Source organism: Nocardia carnea, assembly GCF_029868325.1.
GTDB classification, from domain to species: Bacteria; Actinomycetota; Actinomycetes; order Mycobacteriales; family Mycobacteriaceae; genus Nocardia; species Nocardia carnea_C.
The window spans coordinates 49,695-70,300 of record NZ_JARWNW010000259.1 but is presented as its reverse complement, the minus strand read 5'-3'; the positions used below and the strand labels follow the sequence as shown (position 1 = coordinate 70,300).

The window sequence follows — 20,606 nt, the reverse complement described above, 5'->3', positions numbered from 1 at the left end:
GTTGCACACCGTCGATACTTTCCCCTACCGGGTTACCGAGACCGAGAACGTTTTCATCCCGATGCGCGACGGCGCGCGTCTCGCCGCCCGTATCTGGCGGCCCGATACCGACGAACCGATGCCGGCGGTATTGGAGTACATCCCTTATCGGAAACGGGATCTCACCCGCGCCCGGGACGCCCTGAACCATCCGTACCTGGCCGGGCACGGCTATGTGAGTGTGCGCGTGGACCTGCGCGGCAGCGGTGATTCCGACGGTGTCCTGTGCGACGAATACCTGCCGGTCGAACACGAGGACGCCTGCGATGTGATCGAATGGCTGGCCGCGCAGCCGTGGTGCGACGGCAAGGTCGGGATGATGGGTATCTCCTGGGGCGGTTTCAACAGCCTGCAGGTGGCCGCGCGCCGGCCGCCGGCCCTGAAGGCGATCATCAGCGCATCGGCGACCGAAGACCTCTATGTCGACAATATGCACTACATGGGTGGCTGCCTGCTCTCGGACAATCTGTCCGAGGCGACGGTGATGTTCGCGTTCAACAGCCTGCCGCCGGACCCGGCGATCGTCGGCGACCGCTGGCGCGAACTGTGGCACGAACGCCTGGCGGGCAGCGGCCTGTGGATCGAGAACTGGCTGGAACACCAGCATCGCGACGACTACTGGAAACGGGCCTCGGTGAACGAGGACTACCGCGCGGTGCACTGCCCGGTACTGGCCGTCGGCGGATGGGCCGACGGGTACACCAACGCGATCTTCCGGTTGCTGGAACACCTCGAGGTGCCCCGGCGCGGACTGATCGGGCCGTGGGGTCACAAGTATCCGCACCTGGGTGTACCCGGCCCGGCGATCGGGTTTCTGCAGGAGACGGTGCGCTGGTGGGATCACTGGCTCAAGGGCCGCGATACCGGGGTCATGGACGAGCCGATGCTGCGGGCGTGGATGCAGGACAGTGTTTCGCCGCAGCCGTCCTACGCCGACCGGCCCGGCCGCTGGGTGGGTGAACCGGGCTGGCCGTCGCCGAATACGACCCCGCGGCGCTTCACGCTCACCCGGTACGCCCTCACCGAAGACGCCGACCATGCCGAGCACCGCCGGATGGATGTGCAGTCGCCGTTGAGCGTCGGTATGTTCGCCGGGAAATGGGCCTCCTATGCGGCCACCCCGGACCTGCCGGCGGACCAGCGGGAAGAAGACGGCGGCTCACTGGTCTTCGAAACCGAACCGCTGGACGAGACGTTCGAAGTACTGGGTGTCCCCGCCCTGGAACTGACGGTTTCGGCCGACCGGCCCAACGCGATGGTGGCGGCCCGGCTGTCCGATGTCGCCCCCAACGGTGAGGCCACCCGGGTGACCTACGGGCTGCTCAACCTCACCCACCGAGACGGCAGCGCGGCGCCGGAGGCACTGCAACCGGGCCGCGCGTACCGCGTGCGGGTGCCGTTGAACGGGATGGCGCATTCCTTCCCGCCCGGCCACCGGATCCGGTTGTCGATCTCGTCGTCGTATTGGCCGCTGGCCTGGCCGTCACCGGAAGCGGCGATGCTCACGATCACCACCGGGGAGAGCGCGCTGACGCTACCGCACCGGCCGCCGCGCGACGAGGACCGCCGGTTGCGCCCGTTCGAACCGGCCGAGGCCGCGCCCGAGGCGCCGTCGACGCATCTGGAACCCGGGCGGCATCACTGGAAGGTCGAACGCGATCTGGCGACGGGGGTTTCCACCCTGGAGATCGAGAACGACCAGGGCACGATCCGGCTCGACGATACCGATACCGTCGTGCGCCGGGCGACCACCGAATGGTTCAGCTTCCGCGGTAACGACCCGGAATCGGTCTGGGGTGAGACCCGCACCGTGCGCCGGTTCGAGCGCGCGGACTGGCGTACCGAGGTCACCACCCACACCACATTGCGCTGCACGTCGGAGGAATTCCTGCTCGATGCCGAACTCGACGCCTACGAACTCGACGATCCCGCCGCCGATCCGCGTACGGCGCAGAAGCGGGTGTACTCACAGAACTGGCATCGCCGGATCCCCCGCGACCTGGTGTAGCACACGCTCGCGGGCCGGATGGGGGTGTGACGCTGGTCAGACGGCGTGCGGGTAGGTGTCCCCGGGTTCGTCCGGCCCGCGGTGTGCGATGAGGTCCAGCGGGGTCAGGGCGCTGGTTTCGTCGATATGCAGCAACGCGTCGAACCGGTCCGCGGGCCGGGCATGGAAGTAGTGGCTGCGCCGTTCGTTGTCCGGACGGTAGACCACCCCGATCGCGCGTTCGAGCTGGGGCGCGTCGAGCGCGGCGACCGGTTCGCGATCGAAACGCAACAGGAACCGTTCGATCCCGGTGCGGTGCAACAGATTCTCCACGCTGCCCGGCAGCGACGGCCGCACTCGCTTCACCCTGGGCGGGCCGTCCCATTCGTCGGCGGCCAGCACGGTGCCGGTGTGGGTGGTGAAACCGAGGATGCGGGATTCGCCGGGACAGTTCTGCCGGACCAGCTGGCCCAGATTCAACTCTCCGGCCGACCCGAGTTCCGTGGCGCGTGCGTCGCCGAGATGCGAATTATGCGCCCACACCACGATTTTCGCGTCGGAGCCGGTGCGCTGCCGCAGATGTCCGCGTAATGCCGTGAGGGTGGCGAACATATGCTCGTCGCGCAGATTCCACGACGATACGCGGGAACCGAACATCGCCCGGTAGTACTGCTCGGCCGCCGCGACGAGGCGGGCGTTCTGTTCGGCGTAGAACTGTTCGTCGGGGTCTGCTTGCCCGTCGGTACGCAGATCCCGGGTGCTCATCCGTTGCAGGTCCGCCAGCTGCGCGACCACTGCGTCCGCACAATCCTCGCCGGCCCCGAACGCCGCAGCGTAACCGTAGTGCTGTTCATCGGTGTGCTGGTCGAAACAGGCATACCGGTCGCGGGCCCGCCGCGCGGCCGCGGGGTCGACACGGTCCAAGTAGCCGATCACCTCCGCGGCGGAGCGGCGCATGCTGTAGAGGTCGAGGCCGTAGAAGCCGGCGGTGCGTGCCGGGTCGCGCCGGTTGTATTCGCGCAGCCATTCCACGAAATCGCGGACCACGGTATTGCGCCACATCCACATCGGGAAACGCTGGAAACCGCGCAGCGCCTGCTCGGCGTCACCGTCGTCGCCGCGGCCGCGGATATAGCGGTTCGCGCGGTGGGCGTCGGGCCAGTCGGCCTCCACGGCCACTGCGTCGAAACCGGCGCGTTCGATGAGGGTGCGGGTCATCCGGGCCCGGGCGGCGTAGAACTCCGAGGTGCCGTGCGTGGCCTCGCCGATCAGCACGTACCGGGCGTCACCCACCAGGTCCAGCAGGACATCGTCGGACGGGACGCCGTCGGGCAGCGGGATGGCGGCGGACCGGACACCCACCTCCGGGCCGGTTGCGGCGGCCTGCTGTTCGCCCGCCGGGAGCTGCGCGGCCCGGTCGAGCAGGTCGCGGATCTCCTGGTCGGAGCTCTGGGTGAAGTCCTGGTACTCGGCGCTCACCCCGGCGAAACCGGCGGGTACGCGCGCGCAGACCATATCGTCCACGCGTCCGCGCAGCCCGGCACACGTGGCTTCGAGGGCGACGGGTACCGCGACGACCACCCGCGCCGGATGCATCCGGTACACCGTGCGCACCGCCGCATCCATCGTCGCGCCGGTCGCCAGGCCGTCGTCCACCAGGATCACCGTGCGGCCCGTGACATCGAGCAGCGGCCGCTCACCCCGGTAGGCCTGTTCCCGGCGGCGCAGTTCCCGGCCCTCCGCGCGGGCTATCCGCTCCAGGACATCGGGGCCGACCCGCTCAGCGGCGAGAACATCACGGTTGGTGACCAGAACCCCGCCGCTGGCGATCGCGCCCAGCGCCAGCTCCGAATTACCCGGGGAGCCGAGTCTGCGTACGACCAGGACATCGAGCGGTGCCCCCAGCGCCTGCGCCACCTCGTAAGCCACCGGCACACCGCCCCGCGGCAGAGCCAGGACGATGGTATCCGGATCGTGGAAACGGTCGAGTAGCGTCGCGAGCGTCCGGCCGGCCTCACGACGGTCACGGTAAGCGCTTGTCGCCATGTAGGCGCGCTACCCGGTGCGGTCCTGGGCAAACAGGGCAGGTCGGGGGCGGCCGCGGCCGGTCAGTGCTGATGGGTGGACGCCGCGGCCGGATCGCCGTCGGTGCTGTCCGTGCCGATATCGCGGTGCAGTGTCAGCAGGACGTGGTCGAGGCGGGTGCGCAGCCGCACCTCCTCGTCGGCGATCCCCGGGAGTGCCGCCACCATCCGTTCGGCGACCCGCCGCAACTTGATATTGGTTTCCTGGGAGCGCCAGCGCAGCACATGGAAGGCCTGGTCGGCATTGATCCCGTAGGCGAGCATGAGCGCGCCCTTGGCCTGCTCGATGACCATCCGGGCATCCAGCACCTGCGGCAGGGTGTCGTCGAGGGCCTCCCGGCGGAACTCGTCCGCGGCGGCGGACAGATCGATATAGAAGCCCTCGGTACCGATCGCTTCGCCGGATTCGTCGAGCATGGGCTCGGACACCACGAGCACCTCCTTGACCTCGCCCGCCGTATCGATGATGCGGTGCCGGCTGGAGAACGGGCCCCCGTCCTCGACCGACAGGATCATGGCCTCGAGCCGGTCGCGATCGTCGGGGTGCTTATGGGAGAGCAGCAGCTCGGTGGTGGGATGGACCTCCGGCGGGTGGCCGTGGATCCGGGCGGCCTCCGCCGACCATTCCCAGGTCCGGGTCGCGAAGTAGTACCGGAACCGTCCCACTTGCAGGGGGTCGCCGGCGCCGACCACCCGTTCGACGAGTTCGACTTCGGACTCCGGCAGCTCATCCCGCGCGTTCATGGCTGTGATTATTCCCCGCGCTGCCCGCACAGCCACTATCGACCGGTGCCACGGCCCGGCGCCGGCCCGGTAGGAGAAGGGGAAACTGCGGTTACGAATCCATACCGCTGTGTCCCTTCGGCGTCGATTCGTCGGTTTCGATCTGCTCGCCGGTGGGGTGTTCGTCGGCGTGGGTGGGCTCGGCGTGTTCCTCGGCGAAATCGGGTTCGTCCCGATCGGCCGCGGTCCGGGGGTCGGGATCCGGTGTGCTCATGGGTGGGCGGGTACCCCGTCGGCGGTCGGTGACACAGGCCCCGATCGTGCTCCGGTGTTTATCCCCCGCGGATCCGGGAAGCCGCCGACCGGGAAACGACCATGTTCACAGGCCGGGCACGGCACGGCCGGGCACCCCACCGAGGAGGACAACTCGTGGACCGAACATCGGATCAGGGATCCGCGACACCCGCCGCGTCCGAGGCGGCGCAGCGCCCGCTCGGCGAAGGCCGGGGCGATACCGACCCCAAACAACAACAGCTCGACCCGCTGCGGCAGGACCGGGAGAGCGGGTACCTCACCACGCAGCAGGGCGTCCGGGTGGACCACACCGATGATGCGCTGAGCGTCGGCGCGCGGGGCCCCACGCTGCTCGAAGACTTCCATGCCCGCGAAAAGGTCACCCATTTCGACCACGAACGTATTCCGGAACGCGTTGTGCATGCGCGCGGCGCGGGTGCCTACGGCTATTTCCGGCCCTACGACGATTCGCTGGCGGAATATACGGCCGCGAAATTCCTTACCGACCCCGGCACCCGGACCCCGGTTTTCGTCCGTTTCTCCACCGTCGCCGGATCCCGCGGCTCGGCCGATACCGTGCGCGACGTCCGGGGATTCGCCACGAAGTTCTACACCGAACAGGGAAATTACGATCTGGTCGGCAACAACTTCCCGGTGTTCTTCATCCAGGACGGCATCAAATTCCCGGATTTCGTGCACGCGGTGAAACCCGAACCGCACAACGAGATCCCGCAGGCACAGTCGGCGCACGATACGCTCTGGGATTTCGTGGCCGAACAGCCCGAAACCCTGCATGCGATCATGTGGCTGATGTCGGACCGCGCCCTGCCGCGTAGTTACCGGATGATGCAGGGGTTCGGCGTCCACACGTTCCGGTTCGTCAATGCCGAAGGCCGCGGAACCTTCGTGAAATTCCATTGGAAACCCGCGCTCGGCGTGCACTCGCTGGTATGGGACGAATGCCAGCAGGTCGCCGGGCGCGACCCGGACTACAACCGCCGCGACCTGTGGGACAGTATCGAAGCCGGCGATTTCCCGCGCTGGGAACTGGGCGTGCAGCTGGTGCCGGAGGAACAGGAATTCGATTTCGATTTCGACCTGCTCGATTCCACCAAGATAATCCCGGAGGAACAGGTCCCGGTGCGCCCGGTCGGTGAGATGGTGCTCGACCGCAACCCGGATAATTTCTTCGCCGAAACCGAACAGGTCGCCTTCCATACGGCCAACGTCGTACCCGGTATCGATTTCACCAACGATCCGCTGCTGCAGCTGCGCAATTTCTCCTATCTGGACACCCAGCTCATCCGCCTCGGTGGGCCGAACTTCGCACATCTCCCGGTGAACCGGCCGCTGGCCGATGTCCGCACCCATCAGCAGGACGGATTCGGCCGCCACGATATCCCGCACGGCCAGGCGTTCTACACCAAGAACACCATCGGCGGCGGCTGCCCGGCACTCGCCGACGAGGATGTGTTCCGTCATTACACCCGGCGGGAAGAGGGCGACGCGCTGCGGATCCGCGCCGAAAGCTTCAAGGAGTACTACCGGCAGCCCCGGATGTTCTGGCGCAGTATGACCGCGACCGAGGCCGAGCACATCGTCTCCGCGTTCGCCTTCGAACTCGGCAAATGCAAACGTGTGGAGATCCGTTCGCATGCGCTCGAGCAGCTGGTCCGGATCGACCCGGACCTGGCGAGCCGGGTCGCCGGCCAACTCGGACTGCCCACCCCCGAGGCCGGCCCGGTGGACGATGTGCCGTTGTCGCCGGCGTTGTCGCAGGTGAAGGATCCCCCGGCCACCATCGCCACCCGCAAGATCGCCGTCCTGGCGGCCGACGGGGTCGATGTGGCGGGCGTCGAACAGCTGCGTTCGGCGCTGCGCGAACGCGGCGCCGAAACCGAGGTACTGGCCGAACACGGCGGTGAACTCCGCGGTGCCACCGACGGGGCCCTGACCGTGGACAAAACCCTGGCGACGATGGCGTCGGTGCTCTACGACGCGGTGGTCGTGGCCGGCGGTGATACCTCCGCCCGCACCCTCGCCGCCGCGGGTCCCGCGGTGCATTTCGTGACCGAGGCATACAAGCACTTCAAACCGGTGGCAGTGCTCGGCGCGGGCGCCGAGGTGCTGCGGGCCGGCGGTATCGCCGTCCCACCCGAACCGGACACTCCGGTCGACGGGGTGCTCCAGACCGGCGACGCGGTCTCCGACGGTTTCGTGGAATCCTTCGCCACGGTGCTCGCGGGCCATCGCGTCTGGGAGCGCGACACCACGGCGATAGCCGCCTGAAGCGCGGGCGTCGCCGCATACGAAGAGCAGGGCCCGGCTGCCGCGGCACCACGCCCCGGCCGGGCCCTGTACCACGAAGCGAGCGTCAGGGACCACCACGGCGACGTCGCAGCCGCCGGGGGCGGCCGGTTTCCGCCGGGCCGAACGCGAGTGTGAACCGTTGACCGGCACCTGGCCGGGGCCGCCGTCACCGGGCTTGCCCGGCAGGCCGGTTCTGCGGGCTGAGTGATGTGCGGCGCGACCGAGCTGTTCGCCGGACTCTCAGGCGTGTGTGCCCGGCTCGCGGTTGCCGATGCCGATTACTCGGAAACCGGTGTGGGCGAGTGTGGTTTCGTCGAGGAGGTTGCGGGTGTCGACGATGACCGCCTGGACGGTCCCGGCTTCCAGTCGCGACCAGTTCAGGGTCAGGAACTCCGGCCATTCGGTGAGGACGACGAGCGCGGACGCGTCCTTTGCCACCAGATAGGGATCGTCGACCACCTGTACCGGATCCAGGCCCGGTGTCCCCGCGGGTACGCAGGGATCGTGGGCGACGACCGTGACTCCGTGGCGGCAGAGTTGTTGCGCGACGGCCACCGCGGGGGAGTCGCGGAGATCGCCGGTTCCGGCTTTGAACGCGAGGCCGAGAACACCGATCCGGGTGCCGGCGAGGGCACCGTCCACCGCGCCGGTGACCGCGTAGCGGATCTTGCGCAGCACCATCGCCTGCTGGCGGTCGTTGGCGCGGACCGCGTCGCGGACGAGCGCGAAATCCACGCCCTCGGCTTCCGCGGCGCGTAGGAGGGCGTGAGTGTCCTTGGGCAGGCAGGAGCCGCCCCAGCCGGGGCCGGGGGCGAGGAAAGCGGGGCCGATCCGGTCGTCCATACCCATCGTGTCGGTGACCCGGGTGATATCGGCGCCGACCCGTTCGCACAGATCGGCCATCGTGTTCACGAAGGAGAGCTTCACCGCGAGGAAGGCATTGCTGGCGTATTTCGCGAGTTCGGCGCTGGCCGTATCGGATCGGACGACCCTGGCGCCGGTGCCCGCGTACAGTCCGGCGACCCGGTCGGCGGCCTCGGTATCCCCGTCGCCGGCGCCGACGAGGATGCGATCCGGGTGCAGGAAATCGTGCACCGCATGGCCTTCCCGCAGGAATTCGGGGTTGCTGACCACGGCCCGGCCGGCGAGACCGGGTGCTTCGGTGAGACGGGCCGCCGTGCCGACCGGAACGGTGGATTTGGTGACCAGCGTGCAGTCCGGACGCAGCACGGTCGCCAGTGTGTCCAGGGCGCGGTCGAGCACTTCCAGATCGGCCTCGCCGCCGTCGCCCATGGGCGTCGGCAGGCACAGCAGCACCACTTCGGCCTCGGACAGCGCGCCCGGATCGGTGGTGAAGGCGAGCCGCTCCTCGGCCAGGCCCTCGCCGACGAGTTCGGGCAGGCCCGGTTCGACGATCGATACCGAACCCGCCCGCAGCCGTTCGACCTTCGCCTGATCGTTGTCCACACAGATCACGTGGTGCCCGAGGTGGGCGAGACATGCTGCGCTGGTGAGTCCCACATATCCGGCGCCGACGACACCGACGCGACTACCCATGGTGCGCCCCCTCTCCGAGTGCTTCGGCCGCGGCGGTGAGCACCCGTTCGGGTGGCACCATGAGCAGCCCGGAATCCGGGCGGTCGCCGTGCGGATCGCCGGTTCTGCCCGCCCACAACGCGATATGGTGCCGTGCGGTGGTCGGCGGGCCCCAGGTGTGCGGCGGGGTGGGGCCGAACAACAGTACCGAGGGTGTCCCGAAGGCGGTGGCGAGATGCCCCACGCCGGTATCGCCGCAGATCACCAGCTCCGCTTCGGCCACCAGTGCGGCGAGTTCCAGCAGATCGGTGCGGCCCGCGTACACCGCCGAGGCCGGTAGCCCGGACTGCGCGGCAACGGAATTCGCCAGCGGCACCTCCGCGCGCGACCCGGTGATCACCACCGGCCGGCCGGCGGCGTTCAAGGTCCGGGCTACCCGCGCGAAACGTTCGGGCGGCCAGCGGCGCGCGGGATAGGCGGCACCCGGATGGATCACCACGGCTCCCGATTCCGGCGCCGGCACCGGTGGGGCAGGCAACCGCAGCGCGTCCCGATCGGTCGCTATCCCGTGGGACTCCAGCAGCCGGCACCAGCGATCCACCTCGTGCAGATCCGCCAGCCAGTCCGGGCCGGCCAGTTCTGGGTAGTCCGGATGACGGTGGGTCAGCAGCGTATCCGGGCCGGCCGCCAGCAGATCGCGGATACTCTCCGGACCTCTGCCGTGCAGGTTGACCGCCAGCCGGGGCGGTGCGTCCGGCCAGCGCAGTGCCCCCAGCCCGGGAGTCGGCAGCAACTCGTCGACCGCGTCGATCGATTCCACCAGCCCGCGCAGCGGTTCGGGCGCGGCGAGTACCAGCCGATCGCCCGGGTAGGCGGCGCGCAGCGCACGTAAGGCGGGCACCGCGGTCAGCAGATCGCCGAGGCCGAGTGCCCGCAGTACGAGTACCGATCCGGTCAGGGCCACGACCCCTCTTCCGAGGTGCAGACGACGAGTTCGCGGACCTCGCAGCCCGGCGGCTGGCTCAGCGCGAACAGCACCGATTGTGCGACGTCGGCGGGCTGGTTGAGTTTGGCATCCGGCGGCGGTTTGTACTGTTCGGCGCGCCCGTCGAAGAACGCCGTATGCATCCCGCCGGGAATCAGCAGTGTCACGCCGACGTCACCGGCGGTTTCGGCGGCCAGCGCCCGGGTGAAGCCGACGACCCCGAATTTCGAGGCACAGTATGCGGTGGCATCGCTGACCGCTTTGATCCCCAGCGTGGACGCGCAGGTCACCACGGTGCCCCGGTGGGCCCGCAGCGCCGGCAGCGCGGCCCGCACCACGGCGACCGTGCCCAGCAGGTTCACCTGGATCACCCGTTCCCAGTCCTTGGCCGGCACCTCGTCGAGCCGTCCGCAGGCATCGGTGCCCGCGGCGGTGAACACGCCGTCGATCCGGCCGTCCGCGCGATCGGACAGTTCCTGGACCGCGTTCTCCGCGGCCGCGGTATCGGCGAGATCGGCCCGCACGAAATCGACCGTGGTTTCCGGTTGTTCGCGGTCGATCACCAGCGGCCGGCCCCCGCGTTCGAGGACCGCCGCGGTCACCGCCGCGCCGAGTCCGGAAGCGCCGCCGGTGATCAGGATATTGCCGAGTGTTTGCATCGCACTCCTTCGTGGTCGGGTCAGCCGCGGGACCGGCTGACCAGCTGAGTCGTCGAATAACCGCGGACCGTGGGGATCAGCGCTATCTCGCCGCCGTGCCGGCGCACCACCTCGGCTTCGGGCAGTTCCGCCTCGGAGTAGTCGCCGCCCTTGACCCAGATATCGGGCCGCAGCCGATCCAGCAGTGCGCTCGGTGCGGTTTCGTCGAATATCGCGACGGCATCGACCGAGGACAGTTCGAGCAGCAGCCGGGCGCGGTCGCGGGCGGCGACGATCGGCCGGCTCGGGCCCTTCAACCGGCGTACCGAGGCGTCGGAGTTCAGGCAGACGATCAAGGCGTCACCCATGGCCCGCGCCTGACGCAGCAGGCTCACGTGGCCGGGATGCAGCAGATCGAAACACCCGCCGGTGGCGACCAGCCGGCCGCCCCGGTCCCGGACCGCCGCCGCCAGCTCGGATGCCGAACCGGCGGTATCGGTGTCCTCGGTCGTGGTCGCCGCGGCACCGTCGCAGGTCGACAGGGTGGCGGCGGCGCCGGTCGCGACGAATCTGGCGGCCGTGTCCACGGCATGGGTCACCGCGTCGGCCACCGTCGACCCGTCCAGCAGCGCCGCGGCCGCGGCGGAGGCGAACCGGTCGCCGGCCCCGCAGGTATCGGGCGCGATCCGGTCCGCGCTGCGGATCGATGCGGGAACGGGGACCGTCGCCAGCCGTTTACCGTTGGCCAGGACCGCCCCGGACGAACCGAGCGTTACCGCCACCGAATCGGCGGACCACTCATCGCGCAGGACCTTCGCCAGTTCGTCGGGTTCGGCGTATCCGGGCGCGAACTGCCGCGCCTCCTTCAGATTCGGTGACACCAGCAGCGCGCCCGGTATCGGCGCCGGCCCGCGCGGATGCGGATCCCACACCACCGGTACGGCCCGGGTGAGTTCGGTGAGCAGGCGCCGGATCCGCGGATGCGCGGCCACCCCGCGGCCGTAATCGGCGACCAGGATCGCCCCGGCCGACCGCAGCGTCCGCACCACCGCCGAACTCACCGGCCCGGCATCGGCGGTGCCGTCACCGGTGTCCAGCCGCACCAGCGACTGGCCGCCCGCCCGCACCCGCGTCTTACGCACCGTCTCCCCGCGCAACACCATCGGCACGACATCGACCTCTTCGCCGAGCAGCCGCACCAGGCTGCGACCGCCCTCGTCCTCGGTGGTGGCCGTGATCAGCGCGACCTCGGCCACGGACCGGGCGGCCAGCAACGCGGCCAGCCCCGCGCCGCCGGGGCGCAGCCAGCGGCGTTCCACATCCACCACAGGCACCGGCGCCTCCGGGCACAGCCGGTTGGCGGCGCCTTCGATATCGACGTCGAGCAAGGTATCGCCGAGGACGACCAGCGGTTTCACGCCGGAATTCCCAATGCCTCGTCGAGTGCCGCGCACAATGCGTGCACCAGTGCCAGATGCACTTCCTGCACCGTGGCGGTGGTCGCCGCCTCCACCGCGATCGCGTCGTCGCACAGCGCCGCCAGCGGATTCGGCATCGGCCCGGTCATCGCCCACGTGCTGACGCCCAGCTCCTGGGCGGTTTTCGCGGCGGCCACCACGTTCTGGCTGGTACCGCTGGTGGACAACAGGATCAGGACGTCGCCGGGCCGGCCGTGCGCGCGTACCTGACGGGCGAACAGTTCGTGCCCGCCGTAGTCGTTCACGATCGCGGTACCGGCCGAGGTATCGGCGTGCAGGGCGATCGCCGACAGCGGTTGCCGCTCGTGCTGGAACCGGCCGACCAGTTCCCCGGTCAGATGCTGGGCCTCCGCCGCGCTACCGCCGTTCCCGCAGGCGAGCAACCGGCCGCCGTTGTCGAGTACGGCCGCCAGCTCACGCCCCCATCCGCTGATCTTCGGAGCGAAGGAACTGGTGCGTTGCAGCGCTGTGCACAGCGCCGCGAAATGTTCCTCGATCACGACACACCTCCTGTCTGCAGACCCCCACCCCGGTCCGCGCTGAGTTCTTCCGCCGCCTGCACCACTCGATCCGGGGTGATCGACTCCAGGCACGGATGCCCCGCGATCGGGCATTCCCGGGCCCGGCTGTCGCGGCACGGCGCCGCCTGATCGCCGAGGACGGTCACCGGAACGCCGTAGGGCGCCCACCGCGCGGCGGGCACGACGGGCGCGAACAGCGACACCACCGGCGTGCCGACGGCCGCGGCGAGATGCGCGGGGCCGGTATTGGGTGCCACCACCACGATCGCGTCGCGGAGTACGGCGGCGAGTTCGGGCAGGCCGGTGTGCCCGCCGAGATCGAGGGCATGGTTACCGGCGACGGCGGCGGTGAGCGACCGGTCGGCGGGGCCCCCGGTCACGATCACCCGGTGACCGGCCCGCAGGAGTGCGGTCACTATCGCCGCCGACCGCAGCGCCGACGGCTGCCGCGCCGGTACCGACGCGGCGGGATGCACCACCACATAACCGGGTCCGCCGGTGAGCGCGCGGGTATCCGGCAGCGGTTCGCGGACGGCGAGTTTGCCGTCGTCGCCGGGCGGTAAACGGAACCCGGCCGCTGTCGCCAGGGACAGTGCGCGCTCGGCCTCGGGCGGGTCGCCCTCGACACGATGCCGCAGATCCAGCAGCGAACCCGGATAGTCCTCGGAGATCGCGCCGATCCACGGAACCCCCGCCATTCGCAGCAGCAGTGCGAGCGGCAGCGGCGACTGGTGGAAGGACGTGAGGATCAGTGCGCGATCCAGTTCGAGGGCGCGCAGCCGGTCGACGAAGGCACTGGTATCTGCTGGGGAGACCGGCGCCGGTTCCGGGTCGATCCATGGCGCGCACCAGGTGAGGATCCGGTCCACACCGGGCAGTAGTTCGGCTCCGGCGCGGCCGCGGGGTCCGGCGAGCAGGGTCACGTGGCCGGCGTCGGCAGCAACCGCGCGGACACACGGCCCCGCCAGCAGGACATCGCCGACGTTGTCCATCCGTGCCACCAGCACTCGGCCCGTCACAACGCACCTCCCCACACCGATCCGCGGGTTTCCGTGCGGTTCCGCGCCGCACGCGTCCGCCCTGTCATGACGCTCCCGCCAACGCCGGCCGCGCCGTCACCGTGAGTTCGTGACCGTCCAGATCCGAGGGGGCCGGTGCGGTTCTGCGCGGTCTGTATCCGGGCCGTCACAGCGCACTTGCCAAGGCCGATCGCGCCGTCTCGGTGAGTTCGTGACCGTCCAGATCCGAGGGGGCCGGTGCGGTTGCGCGCGGTTCGTGTCCGGCCCGTCATGACGCACCTGCCAAAGCCAATCGGACCGCTTCGGTGAGGTCCTGCGCGACCTGCGCTTCGGCCCGTGCTCGCTGCACCTCTTCGGGACGGGTGCGGGTGGTCGGGACCAGAATGGCCCGCGCCCCGGCCGCCAACGCGGCGGCGATATCGGCCCCCGTATCGCCGATGAGCACGCACCGGCCCACCTCGACACCGAGATCGGCGGCGGCGCGGCGCACCATGGCGGGGGCCGGTTTACGGCAGGCGCAGCCGTCGTCCTCGCCGTGCACACAGACCTGCCACGTCGCGAAGGGGCCGAGTAGTTCCTCCACCCGCCGATTCACCGCTGCCAGCTGCCCGGGGGTGATCAGCCCTTTGGCGACACCGGACTGGTTGCTCACGACACCGAGCTGGATTCCGGCCGCGCGCAACATCCCGAGCGCGTCCGCGGCGCCCGGCACCGGCTGCACACCGGTCGGGTCGGCGAGGTAGGGGATATCGACGATCAGGGTGTCGTCCCGGTCGAACAGCAGCGCATGCGGTGCGGGATGGGTCGCGTGGCGGTGCCGCAGTTCACCGCGCAGCCGATGCCAGCACGCGGCCGGGGGGATGAGTGCACTGGTCACCGTCATGCGGGTGATCTCGCCGGGTGTGCGGGGTCCGGGCAGGATGCGGCGTATCGCGAACTGGGCGGTGAGCGCGGCCCAGGCGGCGGCGAATCCGAGTGCGGGGCGGCGCCGTCCGGCCAGACCCGTACCGGTGGCCGCCGCGCCCAGCGCCGTGGTGAGGGCGTGCCGGGGGAGCAGGCCGGGGCCTTCGCCGATGCGCCGGCGCCAGTGGGCGCCGAATTTGCGCCGCATCAGCGCATTGTCGGCGTTCCCGCGTTGCGCGCGGAGACTGGCCAGCGGACCCGAATTCCGCGCCGGGTGCACGGTGACCCGCTCGCCGTCCGCGATGGCGTAACCGGCCAGGCAGACCCGCAGCGCCAGATCGGCGTCCTCCCGGTAGGCGCGGGGGAACCGTTCGTCGAAACCACCGACCGCGTCGAGGACCGACCGGCGGTAGGCCATATCCGCGGTGATCCAGCGTGCGGTCGCCAGACCGGCCGTACCGCGTTCGTCGTCGGTGGGCCGGCGATCGCGCGGCAGCGGGACCTCGATACTCGCGGTGGACGCGCCGGTGGTGTCGTCCAGGCCGAGCAGATCACCGGCCAGCCGCGCCGGCCAATCGGGGGCGACGAGCACGTCGTCGTCGAGGAAGGCGATCCAGGTACCCGTGGCATGCCGCCATCCCGCATTGCGGGCTGCGGCGGGACCCCGGCCACCGGACCGGATCACCTGTGCGTGTGGAAGACCGTGCGGCAGTGTCAGTTCCGCGCCATCGCGGCGGTCGTCCACGACGATGATCTCCCGGGGTGCGGGGCCGGTGGCGGCGGCGAGCGCTTCCAGCAGCAGCCGGAGGCTGTCCCGGCCCATGGTCGGGATGACGATGCTGTAGTCCAGCTGCGGGCCCTTCATCGGCGACGCACCAGGAACGGGCCGAGAGCCAGTAGGTCGATCGGCGCGGAACCGAAACATTCGAGCGCATCGCGCGGCGAATCGACCATCGGCCGGCCGGCGGTGTTGAGGCTGGTGTTGACCACGACGGGCAGTCCGGTGCGGTGCTCGAACTCCGCGAGCATCCGCGCCGTCAGCGGGCTGTCCGCCGAATCGACGGTTTGGACTCGCGCGGTGTGGTCCACGTGGGTCACGGCCGGGATCCGGTCGCGCCAGACCGGATCCACATCGTGGACGAACAACATGTACGGGCTGGGCAGGGGGCCACGACGGAAGATTTCGGCGGCCCGCTCGGCGCGCACCATCGGCGCGACGGGGCGGAACTGCTCGCGGCCCTTCACATCGTTGAGGCGTTCCAGATTGGCCGCCCGGCCGGGATGGGCCAGCAGGGACCGGTGCCCGAGCGCGCGCGGGCCGAATTCGGCCCGGCCCTGGAACCAGGCCACCACCTGATCCGCTGCGAGGGCTTCGGCCACCTCGCTCGCGATATCCGCGGGCCGGGTGTAGTGGATCTGCGCCGTGCGCAGCACCGATTCCAGCTCGGCGTCGGACCATTCGCGTCCCAGATCGGCCCCGCGCATGGGGGCACCACGTTCCCCGAATTCGGCGGCCAGCTGCAGGGCCGCGCCCAGCGCGGTACCCGCATCACCTGCGGCGGGCTGCACCCAGATCCGGTCGTAGGGACCTTCGGCGTGCAACCGCGTATTCGCGACACAGTTGAGTGCGATCCCCCCGGCCAGCGTCAGATTCGGCTGACCGGTCTGCCGGTGCAGCCACGAGGTGAGCTCGAGTAGTACTTCCTCGAGCCGCTGCTGCACACTCGCCGTCAGATCGGCGTGGTCGCGGCCGAGTTCCCCGCCGGTGACGGCGGGCGCGAAATCGTCCCAGCGCACCGGCTCGGTACGGAAACCGCCGTCGGCGGTGGTGTAGACGAGTTGCCGGAAGTGGTCGAGGAACCGCGGTGTGCCGTAGGACGCCAGGGCCATCACCTTGTACTCGTCGCTGGAGCGGGCGAAACCCAGATGTTCGGTGAGGTCCTCGTACAGCAGTCCCAGCGAATGGGGGAGCCGCTGGGCGGCGAGTTCGACGAATTTACCGTCCCGGTACTCCCCGGCCAGATACGACTGGCTCTCGCCGCGGCCGTCGGCCACGAGGACGGCCGAATCGCCGAACGGGGCGGCGAGCGAGGCCGAGGCCGCATGCGCGACATGGTGGCGGACGAACCGTACGATCCCCGGGTCGAGGCCGGGCAGCGCGGCCCGCAGGAAGGCGGGCGCCCGGCGCGCGTAATCGGTGCGGGTCTCCTCACTCGAGGCATCCAGCCCGCCCAGCGAATGATCGACCAGGCCCGGATCGTAGGAGTAGCCGACCGCATCGAGCTGGTCCGGGCGCAGACCGGCCCGCTCCAGGCACCACGCGGCGGCCTGTTCGGGCATCTCCCACGCCGAGAACGGCACGGGCCGCTTACCGTGCTTACGACGGCTGAACCGTTCCTCTTCCGCGGCGGCGACGATTTCGCCGTCCACGACCACCGCGGCCGCAGGATCGTGGAACACTGCGTTGACACCTAATATGCGCACCGGCTGCCTTTCCACTCGGAACGCGGGCTCGGCCCGCCGATTCGTTCTAGGCGCTACCCGGCGAAGTGAGCGCCAAACCGCGACGCCCCGCTTCGTTACCCGGTGGCGATTGCGCGGATCGCTCAGCGTGGCGATTACGCCGGTTCCCGGCGCCGCGCAGGCACCGGAAATTCACTGCGGCGACCGGCCGGTCAACGGGCTCAGCGCATGCGCCGGCGATACGGTGCGCCCGGCGAACCAGTCGATCGTGCGGCGCAGGCCCTCCGCCCGGTCGATCTGCGGCTCCCACTCCAATTCACGCCGGGCCAGCGTGATATCCGGGCATCGGCGTTGCGGATCGTCGACCGCGCCGTCGATGTACTCCAGCGCGGACCGGCTCCCGATCGCGGCGCGGATCTCCTCGGCCAGCGACCGCACGGACAATTCGTGCGGATTGCCGATATTCACCGGGCCGGGATGCCCGGACCTCGCCAGCGCACGCAGTCCGCGCACCGTGTCCTCGACATAACAGAGCGACCGCGTCTGCTCGCCGGTCCCCGCGACGGTCAGCGGTGCCCCCGACAACGCCTGGGCGATGAAGGTGGGCACCATCCGGCCGTCGTCGGCCCGCATCCGGGGCCCGTAGGTGTTGAAGATCCGGGCGATCGCCGTGTTCGCCCCGCGTTCGCGGCGGTAGGCCATGGTGAGCGCCTCGGCGTACCGCTTGGCTTCGTCGTAGACGCTGCGCGGGCCGACCGGATTGACATGACCCCAATAGCTCTCGGGCTGTGGGTGGACGCCCGGGTCGCCGTACACCTCGCTCGTGGAGGCCAGCACGAAACGAGCACCGTGCCGTTCGGCGAGCTCGAGCGCATTGGCAGTGCCCAGCGAACCCGCCCGCAGCGTCTCGAGGGGTAAGCGGAGGTAGTCCGGCGGGGAGGCGGCGGAAGCGAGATGGAAGACGATATCGACGCAACCGAGGGCGGGAAACGGTTCGGTGACATCGTGGCGGACGAATTCGAAACCGGGGCGGTCCAGCAGGGCGGCAATATTGTCCGGCGCGGAGGTCGCGAAATTGTCGAGCGCGAGTACCGCCGTGCCGGTGTCGAGAAGATGCGCGCACAGATGCGAGCCGACGAAACCGGCACCACCGGTCACCAGTGCACGTTCACGGTCTCGGGCCATATCCACTCCTACCCGGGCAGCCGGGCCACCGAGCCGGTCGGCGGTCTCCGGGGTGTCTGCCCTGCCTCGTCACGGGTGTGCGGTTGTTACTGGGCCTGCTCCCGGTCTGCTCCGGCGGTTGCGGTGGCGGCGGCCACCCGGTGGTATGCGCGCAGGGTCTCCACGGTGATCCGGTCCCAGGAATAGCGGGTCCGGACCCGTTCACGCCCGGCGCGGCCGAACCGCTGCCTGGTCGCCGGCGAATCCAGCAGTTCGCGGACCGCGTCGGCCAGCTCGTCGGGTGCCTGCGGGGTGACCAGCGAGCCGGTGACACCGTCGACCACCGTGTCGGTCAATCCGCCGACCGCCGCCGCCACCACAGGCACCCCGCAGGCCATGGCCTCGAGCGGGGTGATGCCGAACGGTTCGTACCACGGGGTGCAGACGGCCACATCCGCCGAGCGCAGCAACGGGGCCATGTCCTCCCGCGGTACCTGACCGAGCAGCCGCACCCGGTCGCGGACACCGAGCTCCTCCGCGAGGGCCAGTAGCCGGACCGCCTCCGGATCGTCGGCGAGATTGCCGTCGTCCGGTCCGCCGACGAGAAGCAGCTCGGTATCGTGCAACCCGGTGAGCGCGGTGATCGCGATATCGAAACCCTTCCGCGGCACCAACCGGCCCACACTGACCATGCGATACCGCCCCGACCGTGGCGCGCGCGGACCGTCCGGTGTGAACCGCTCGAGGTCGACACCGCAGGGAATCACCGAGGTACGGGTACGCGGCAGGCCCAGGCGGGCCAGTTCGAACACCTCGTCGGTGCAGGTCGCGATGACCCGGTCGGCCTGGTCGGCGATACGGCGTTCGAGATCCACCCGGCCGGGCGGGCTGGTGTCCTTCGCGCCCTGGTAGCGCCGTTTCACCACCCCGAGCGCGTGGAAGGTCTGCAGCATCGGGATACCGAGGGGCCGGCTGGCGGCCAGGGTGGCGAGTCCGGACATCCAGAAATGCGCATGCGCCACATCGGGCGGCCGCCGCTGCCATTCGGCCCGCAGAAACGCGCCGAATTCGTCCATATGGGGCAGGAGTTCGTCCTTCGGAAGCGGCTGCGGCGGTCCGGCCGGGACCCGGGTCACCCGGTAGCCCTGGTCGGTCGTCACGGTGCGTGGCTCATCCGGCTGTTCGTGCCGGGTGTAGACGGTGACGTCGTACCCCCGCCGCGACAGCCCCGCGGCCAGCTCGGCGACATGGACGTTCTGCCCTCCGGCGTCGACACCGCCCAGTGCGGCGAGGGGGCTGGCGTGTTCGGATATCATCGCGATCTTCATCGTTACGCCCTTTCCGACCCGGCTCGAGGCCTTGCTGTGTGCGGTCAGGTGACTTCGGTGAGCAGGACATCCCACCGGCGCAGAAAAGCGCCGAGCCCGTAATGCTCCAGAGCGAACTGCCGGCCGGACTTACCCGCCAGGACCGCCAGATCCGGTTCGTGCAGGAATTCGCGGAACTTCGCGGTGAGCGCCCCGATATCGGTGCTGATCGCACCCGCCTCCGGCGGTACCGCGGCGACCGCCTCGGTGGTCGCGAGGGCGACCACCGGCATACCCAGGTGCATGGCTTCCAGCAAGGACAGGCCGAGCGAGGTCCACCGTGCGGTGTGCAGATAGACACGCCGGCGCGCCATCTCCCCATGCAGCTCGGCGTGGGCGAAATCGCCGATCCCGCGCACCGGGTGCGCGGTGGGCCCGGATGGGGTGAACTCGCATGCGCCGATCCCGAACAGGTCGATCGGCCCGGCACGGGCGAAATCGGTCAGCAGGTCACTACCGGTGACCCGGGCCCGGCGCGTCGCCTCGTTGATCAACGCGACCCCGTGCGGTAACTCACCGGTGTAGAGCGCGCCGGGGTCCACGATGCCGTGCGGCACCACACGGGTCGGGGCGCGCCCGCTGTCCCACATCAGATCGTTGAAATGGGTGACATGCACCAGCGGGATATCCGTGCGCCCGGCCAGCGGATGCCGGCTGGTGGCCGCGCCGTCGCGGGGAGCGTTGTGCTCGACGTAGATCGCCGGGATATCGGCACCCGGACGGCGGCCCAGCCAGCGTTCGGTGAGTGCGATTTCCTCCGGCCGCTGCAATACGACCACATCGGGGTCGGCCCCCGGCAGCGCGTCCGCCGGGACCTCTTCGGCGGCCGGCCAGTCGCGGCCGCACCGGCCCCGGCCCCACGGTCCGCCGCCGTCCACCACCGGCAGCAGATATCGGTGCCGCCCTCGGACGAACGACGTGGTCCATGAGCCGTGGACGTGCCAGAGCAGAACCCTGAGCTGCCTCGTCTCGACCATGTCGGTAGCTCTTGCCGGTTCCCGCCGGTTCAAACATGCCGCTGTCGAGCGGAAGATGCGGGTCGTGTTCCGCGCCGGCCGGACACCCGGGGTTTGAACCGGCGGTTCCCGGCAAAGC

16 protein-coding genes are annotated in these 20,606 nt (G+C 70.0%); 2 read left to right on the top strand and 14 right to left on the bottom strand.

Translation table 11 applies throughout. The annotated features are described in order from the left end of the window. Position 1 precedes the first annotated feature (1 nt). Positions 2–2,047 (top strand): CocE/NonD family hydrolase, encoded by a 2,046-nt coding sequence (locus QH196_RS23700; protein WP_280418022.1) that lies wholly within the window; start codon positions 2–4, stop codon positions 2,045–2,047. Between the two features lie 36 nt (positions 2,048–2,083). On the opposite strand, the gene QH196_RS23695 is transcribed toward QH196_RS23700, so the two are convergent. The 3 genes from QH196_RS23695 to QH196_RS23685 form a co-directional block, all read right to left on the bottom strand. Next, positions 2,084–4,072, bottom strand: a complete 1,989-nt coding sequence (locus QH196_RS23695; RefSeq protein WP_280418021.1) for an erythromycin esterase family protein — start codon at positions 4,070–4,072, stop codon at positions 2,084–2,086. 62 nt (positions 4,073–4,134) lie between these two features. Further along, on the bottom strand, positions 4,135–4,854 hold the full coding sequence (locus QH196_RS23690; RefSeq protein WP_280418020.1) for a PAS and ANTAR domain-containing protein: 720 nt from the start codon (positions 4,852–4,854) through the stop codon (positions 4,135–4,137). A 91-nt stretch (positions 4,855–4,945) separates the two neighbouring features. Then, positions 4,946–5,107 carry a hypothetical protein gene (locus QH196_RS23685; protein ID WP_280418019.1) on the bottom strand — a complete coding sequence of 54 codons (162 nt, stop codon included), beginning with the start codon at positions 5,105–5,107 and terminating at the stop codon, positions 4,946–4,948. Between the two features lie 269 nt (positions 5,108–5,376). Between QH196_RS23685 and QH196_RS23680 the strand changes: the two genes are divergently transcribed. Continuing rightward, positions 5,377–7,416, top strand: coding sequence for a catalase (locus QH196_RS23680; RefSeq protein ID WP_280418030.1), 2,040 nt, complete (start codon positions 5,377–5,379; stop codon positions 7,414–7,416). A gap of 261 nt (positions 7,417–7,677) precedes the next feature. On the opposite strand, the gene QH196_RS23675 is transcribed toward QH196_RS23680, so the two are convergent. From QH196_RS23675 to QH196_RS23625, 11 genes are all read right to left on the bottom strand, one after another. Then, positions 7,678–8,994, bottom strand: a complete 1,317-nt coding sequence (locus QH196_RS23675) for a UDP-glucose dehydrogenase family protein (RefSeq protein ID WP_280418018.1) — start codon at positions 8,992–8,994, stop codon at positions 7,678–7,680. Continuing rightward, entirely contained in the window at positions 8,987–9,937 is a 951-nt protein-coding gene (locus tag QH196_RS23670; protein ID WP_280418017.1) for a glycosyltransferase family 9 protein, read from the bottom strand. The genes QH196_RS23675 and QH196_RS23670 overlap by 8 nt, the downstream gene beginning before the upstream one ends. Further along, complete coding sequence (locus QH196_RS23665; protein WP_280418016.1) at positions 9,928–10,617, bottom strand: SDR family oxidoreductase; 690 nt, start codon at positions 10,615–10,617, stop codon at positions 9,928–9,930. Before QH196_RS23665 ends, QH196_RS23670 begins: the two co-directional genes overlap by 10 nt. A gap of 20 nt (positions 10,618–10,637) precedes the next feature. Then, on the bottom strand, positions 10,638–12,014 hold the full coding sequence (rfaE2, locus tag QH196_RS23660; protein ID WP_280418015.1) for a D-glycero-beta-D-manno-heptose 1-phosphate adenylyltransferase: 1,377 nt from the start codon (positions 12,012–12,014) through the stop codon (positions 10,638–10,640). Then, a complete protein-coding gene (locus QH196_RS23655) occupies positions 12,011–12,574 on the bottom strand; it encodes a D-sedoheptulose-7-phosphate isomerase (protein WP_280418014.1) in 564 nt (187 codons plus the stop codon). The genes rfaE2 and QH196_RS23655 overlap by 4 nt, the downstream gene beginning before the upstream one ends. Continuing rightward, positions 12,571–13,614 carry a glycosyltransferase family 9 protein gene (locus tag QH196_RS23650; protein WP_280418013.1) on the bottom strand — a complete coding sequence of 348 codons (1,044 nt, stop codon included), beginning with the start codon at positions 13,612–13,614 and terminating at the stop codon, positions 12,571–12,573. Before QH196_RS23650 ends, QH196_RS23655 begins: the two co-directional genes overlap by 4 nt. A 268-nt stretch (positions 13,615–13,882) precedes the next feature. Further along, on the bottom strand, positions 13,883–15,382 hold the full coding sequence (locus QH196_RS23645; RefSeq protein WP_280418012.1) for an HAD-IIIA family hydrolase: 1,500 nt from the start codon (positions 15,380–15,382) through the stop codon (positions 13,883–13,885). After that, positions 15,379–17,001 (bottom strand): carbamoyltransferase family protein, encoded by a 1,623-nt coding sequence (locus tag QH196_RS23640; protein WP_280418011.1) that lies wholly within the window; start codon positions 16,999–17,001, stop codon positions 15,379–15,381. Before QH196_RS23640 ends, QH196_RS23645 begins: the two co-directional genes overlap by 4 nt. Positions 17,002–17,172: 171 nt before the next feature. After that, complete coding sequence (locus tag QH196_RS23635; RefSeq protein ID WP_280418010.1) at positions 17,173–18,165, bottom strand: UDP-glucuronic acid decarboxylase family protein; 993 nt, start codon at positions 18,163–18,165, stop codon at positions 17,173–17,175. 86 nt (positions 18,166–18,251) lie between these two features. Further along, a complete protein-coding gene (locus tag QH196_RS23630) occupies positions 18,252–19,472 on the bottom strand; it encodes a glycosyltransferase (protein WP_280418009.1) in 1,221 nt (406 codons plus the stop codon). Between the two features lie 44 nt (positions 19,473–19,516). Then, positions 19,517–20,488 (bottom strand): glycosyltransferase, encoded by a 972-nt coding sequence (locus QH196_RS23625; protein WP_280418008.1) that lies wholly within the window; start codon positions 20,486–20,488, stop codon positions 19,517–19,519. Between the last annotated feature and the right edge of the window lie 118 nt (positions 20,489–20,606).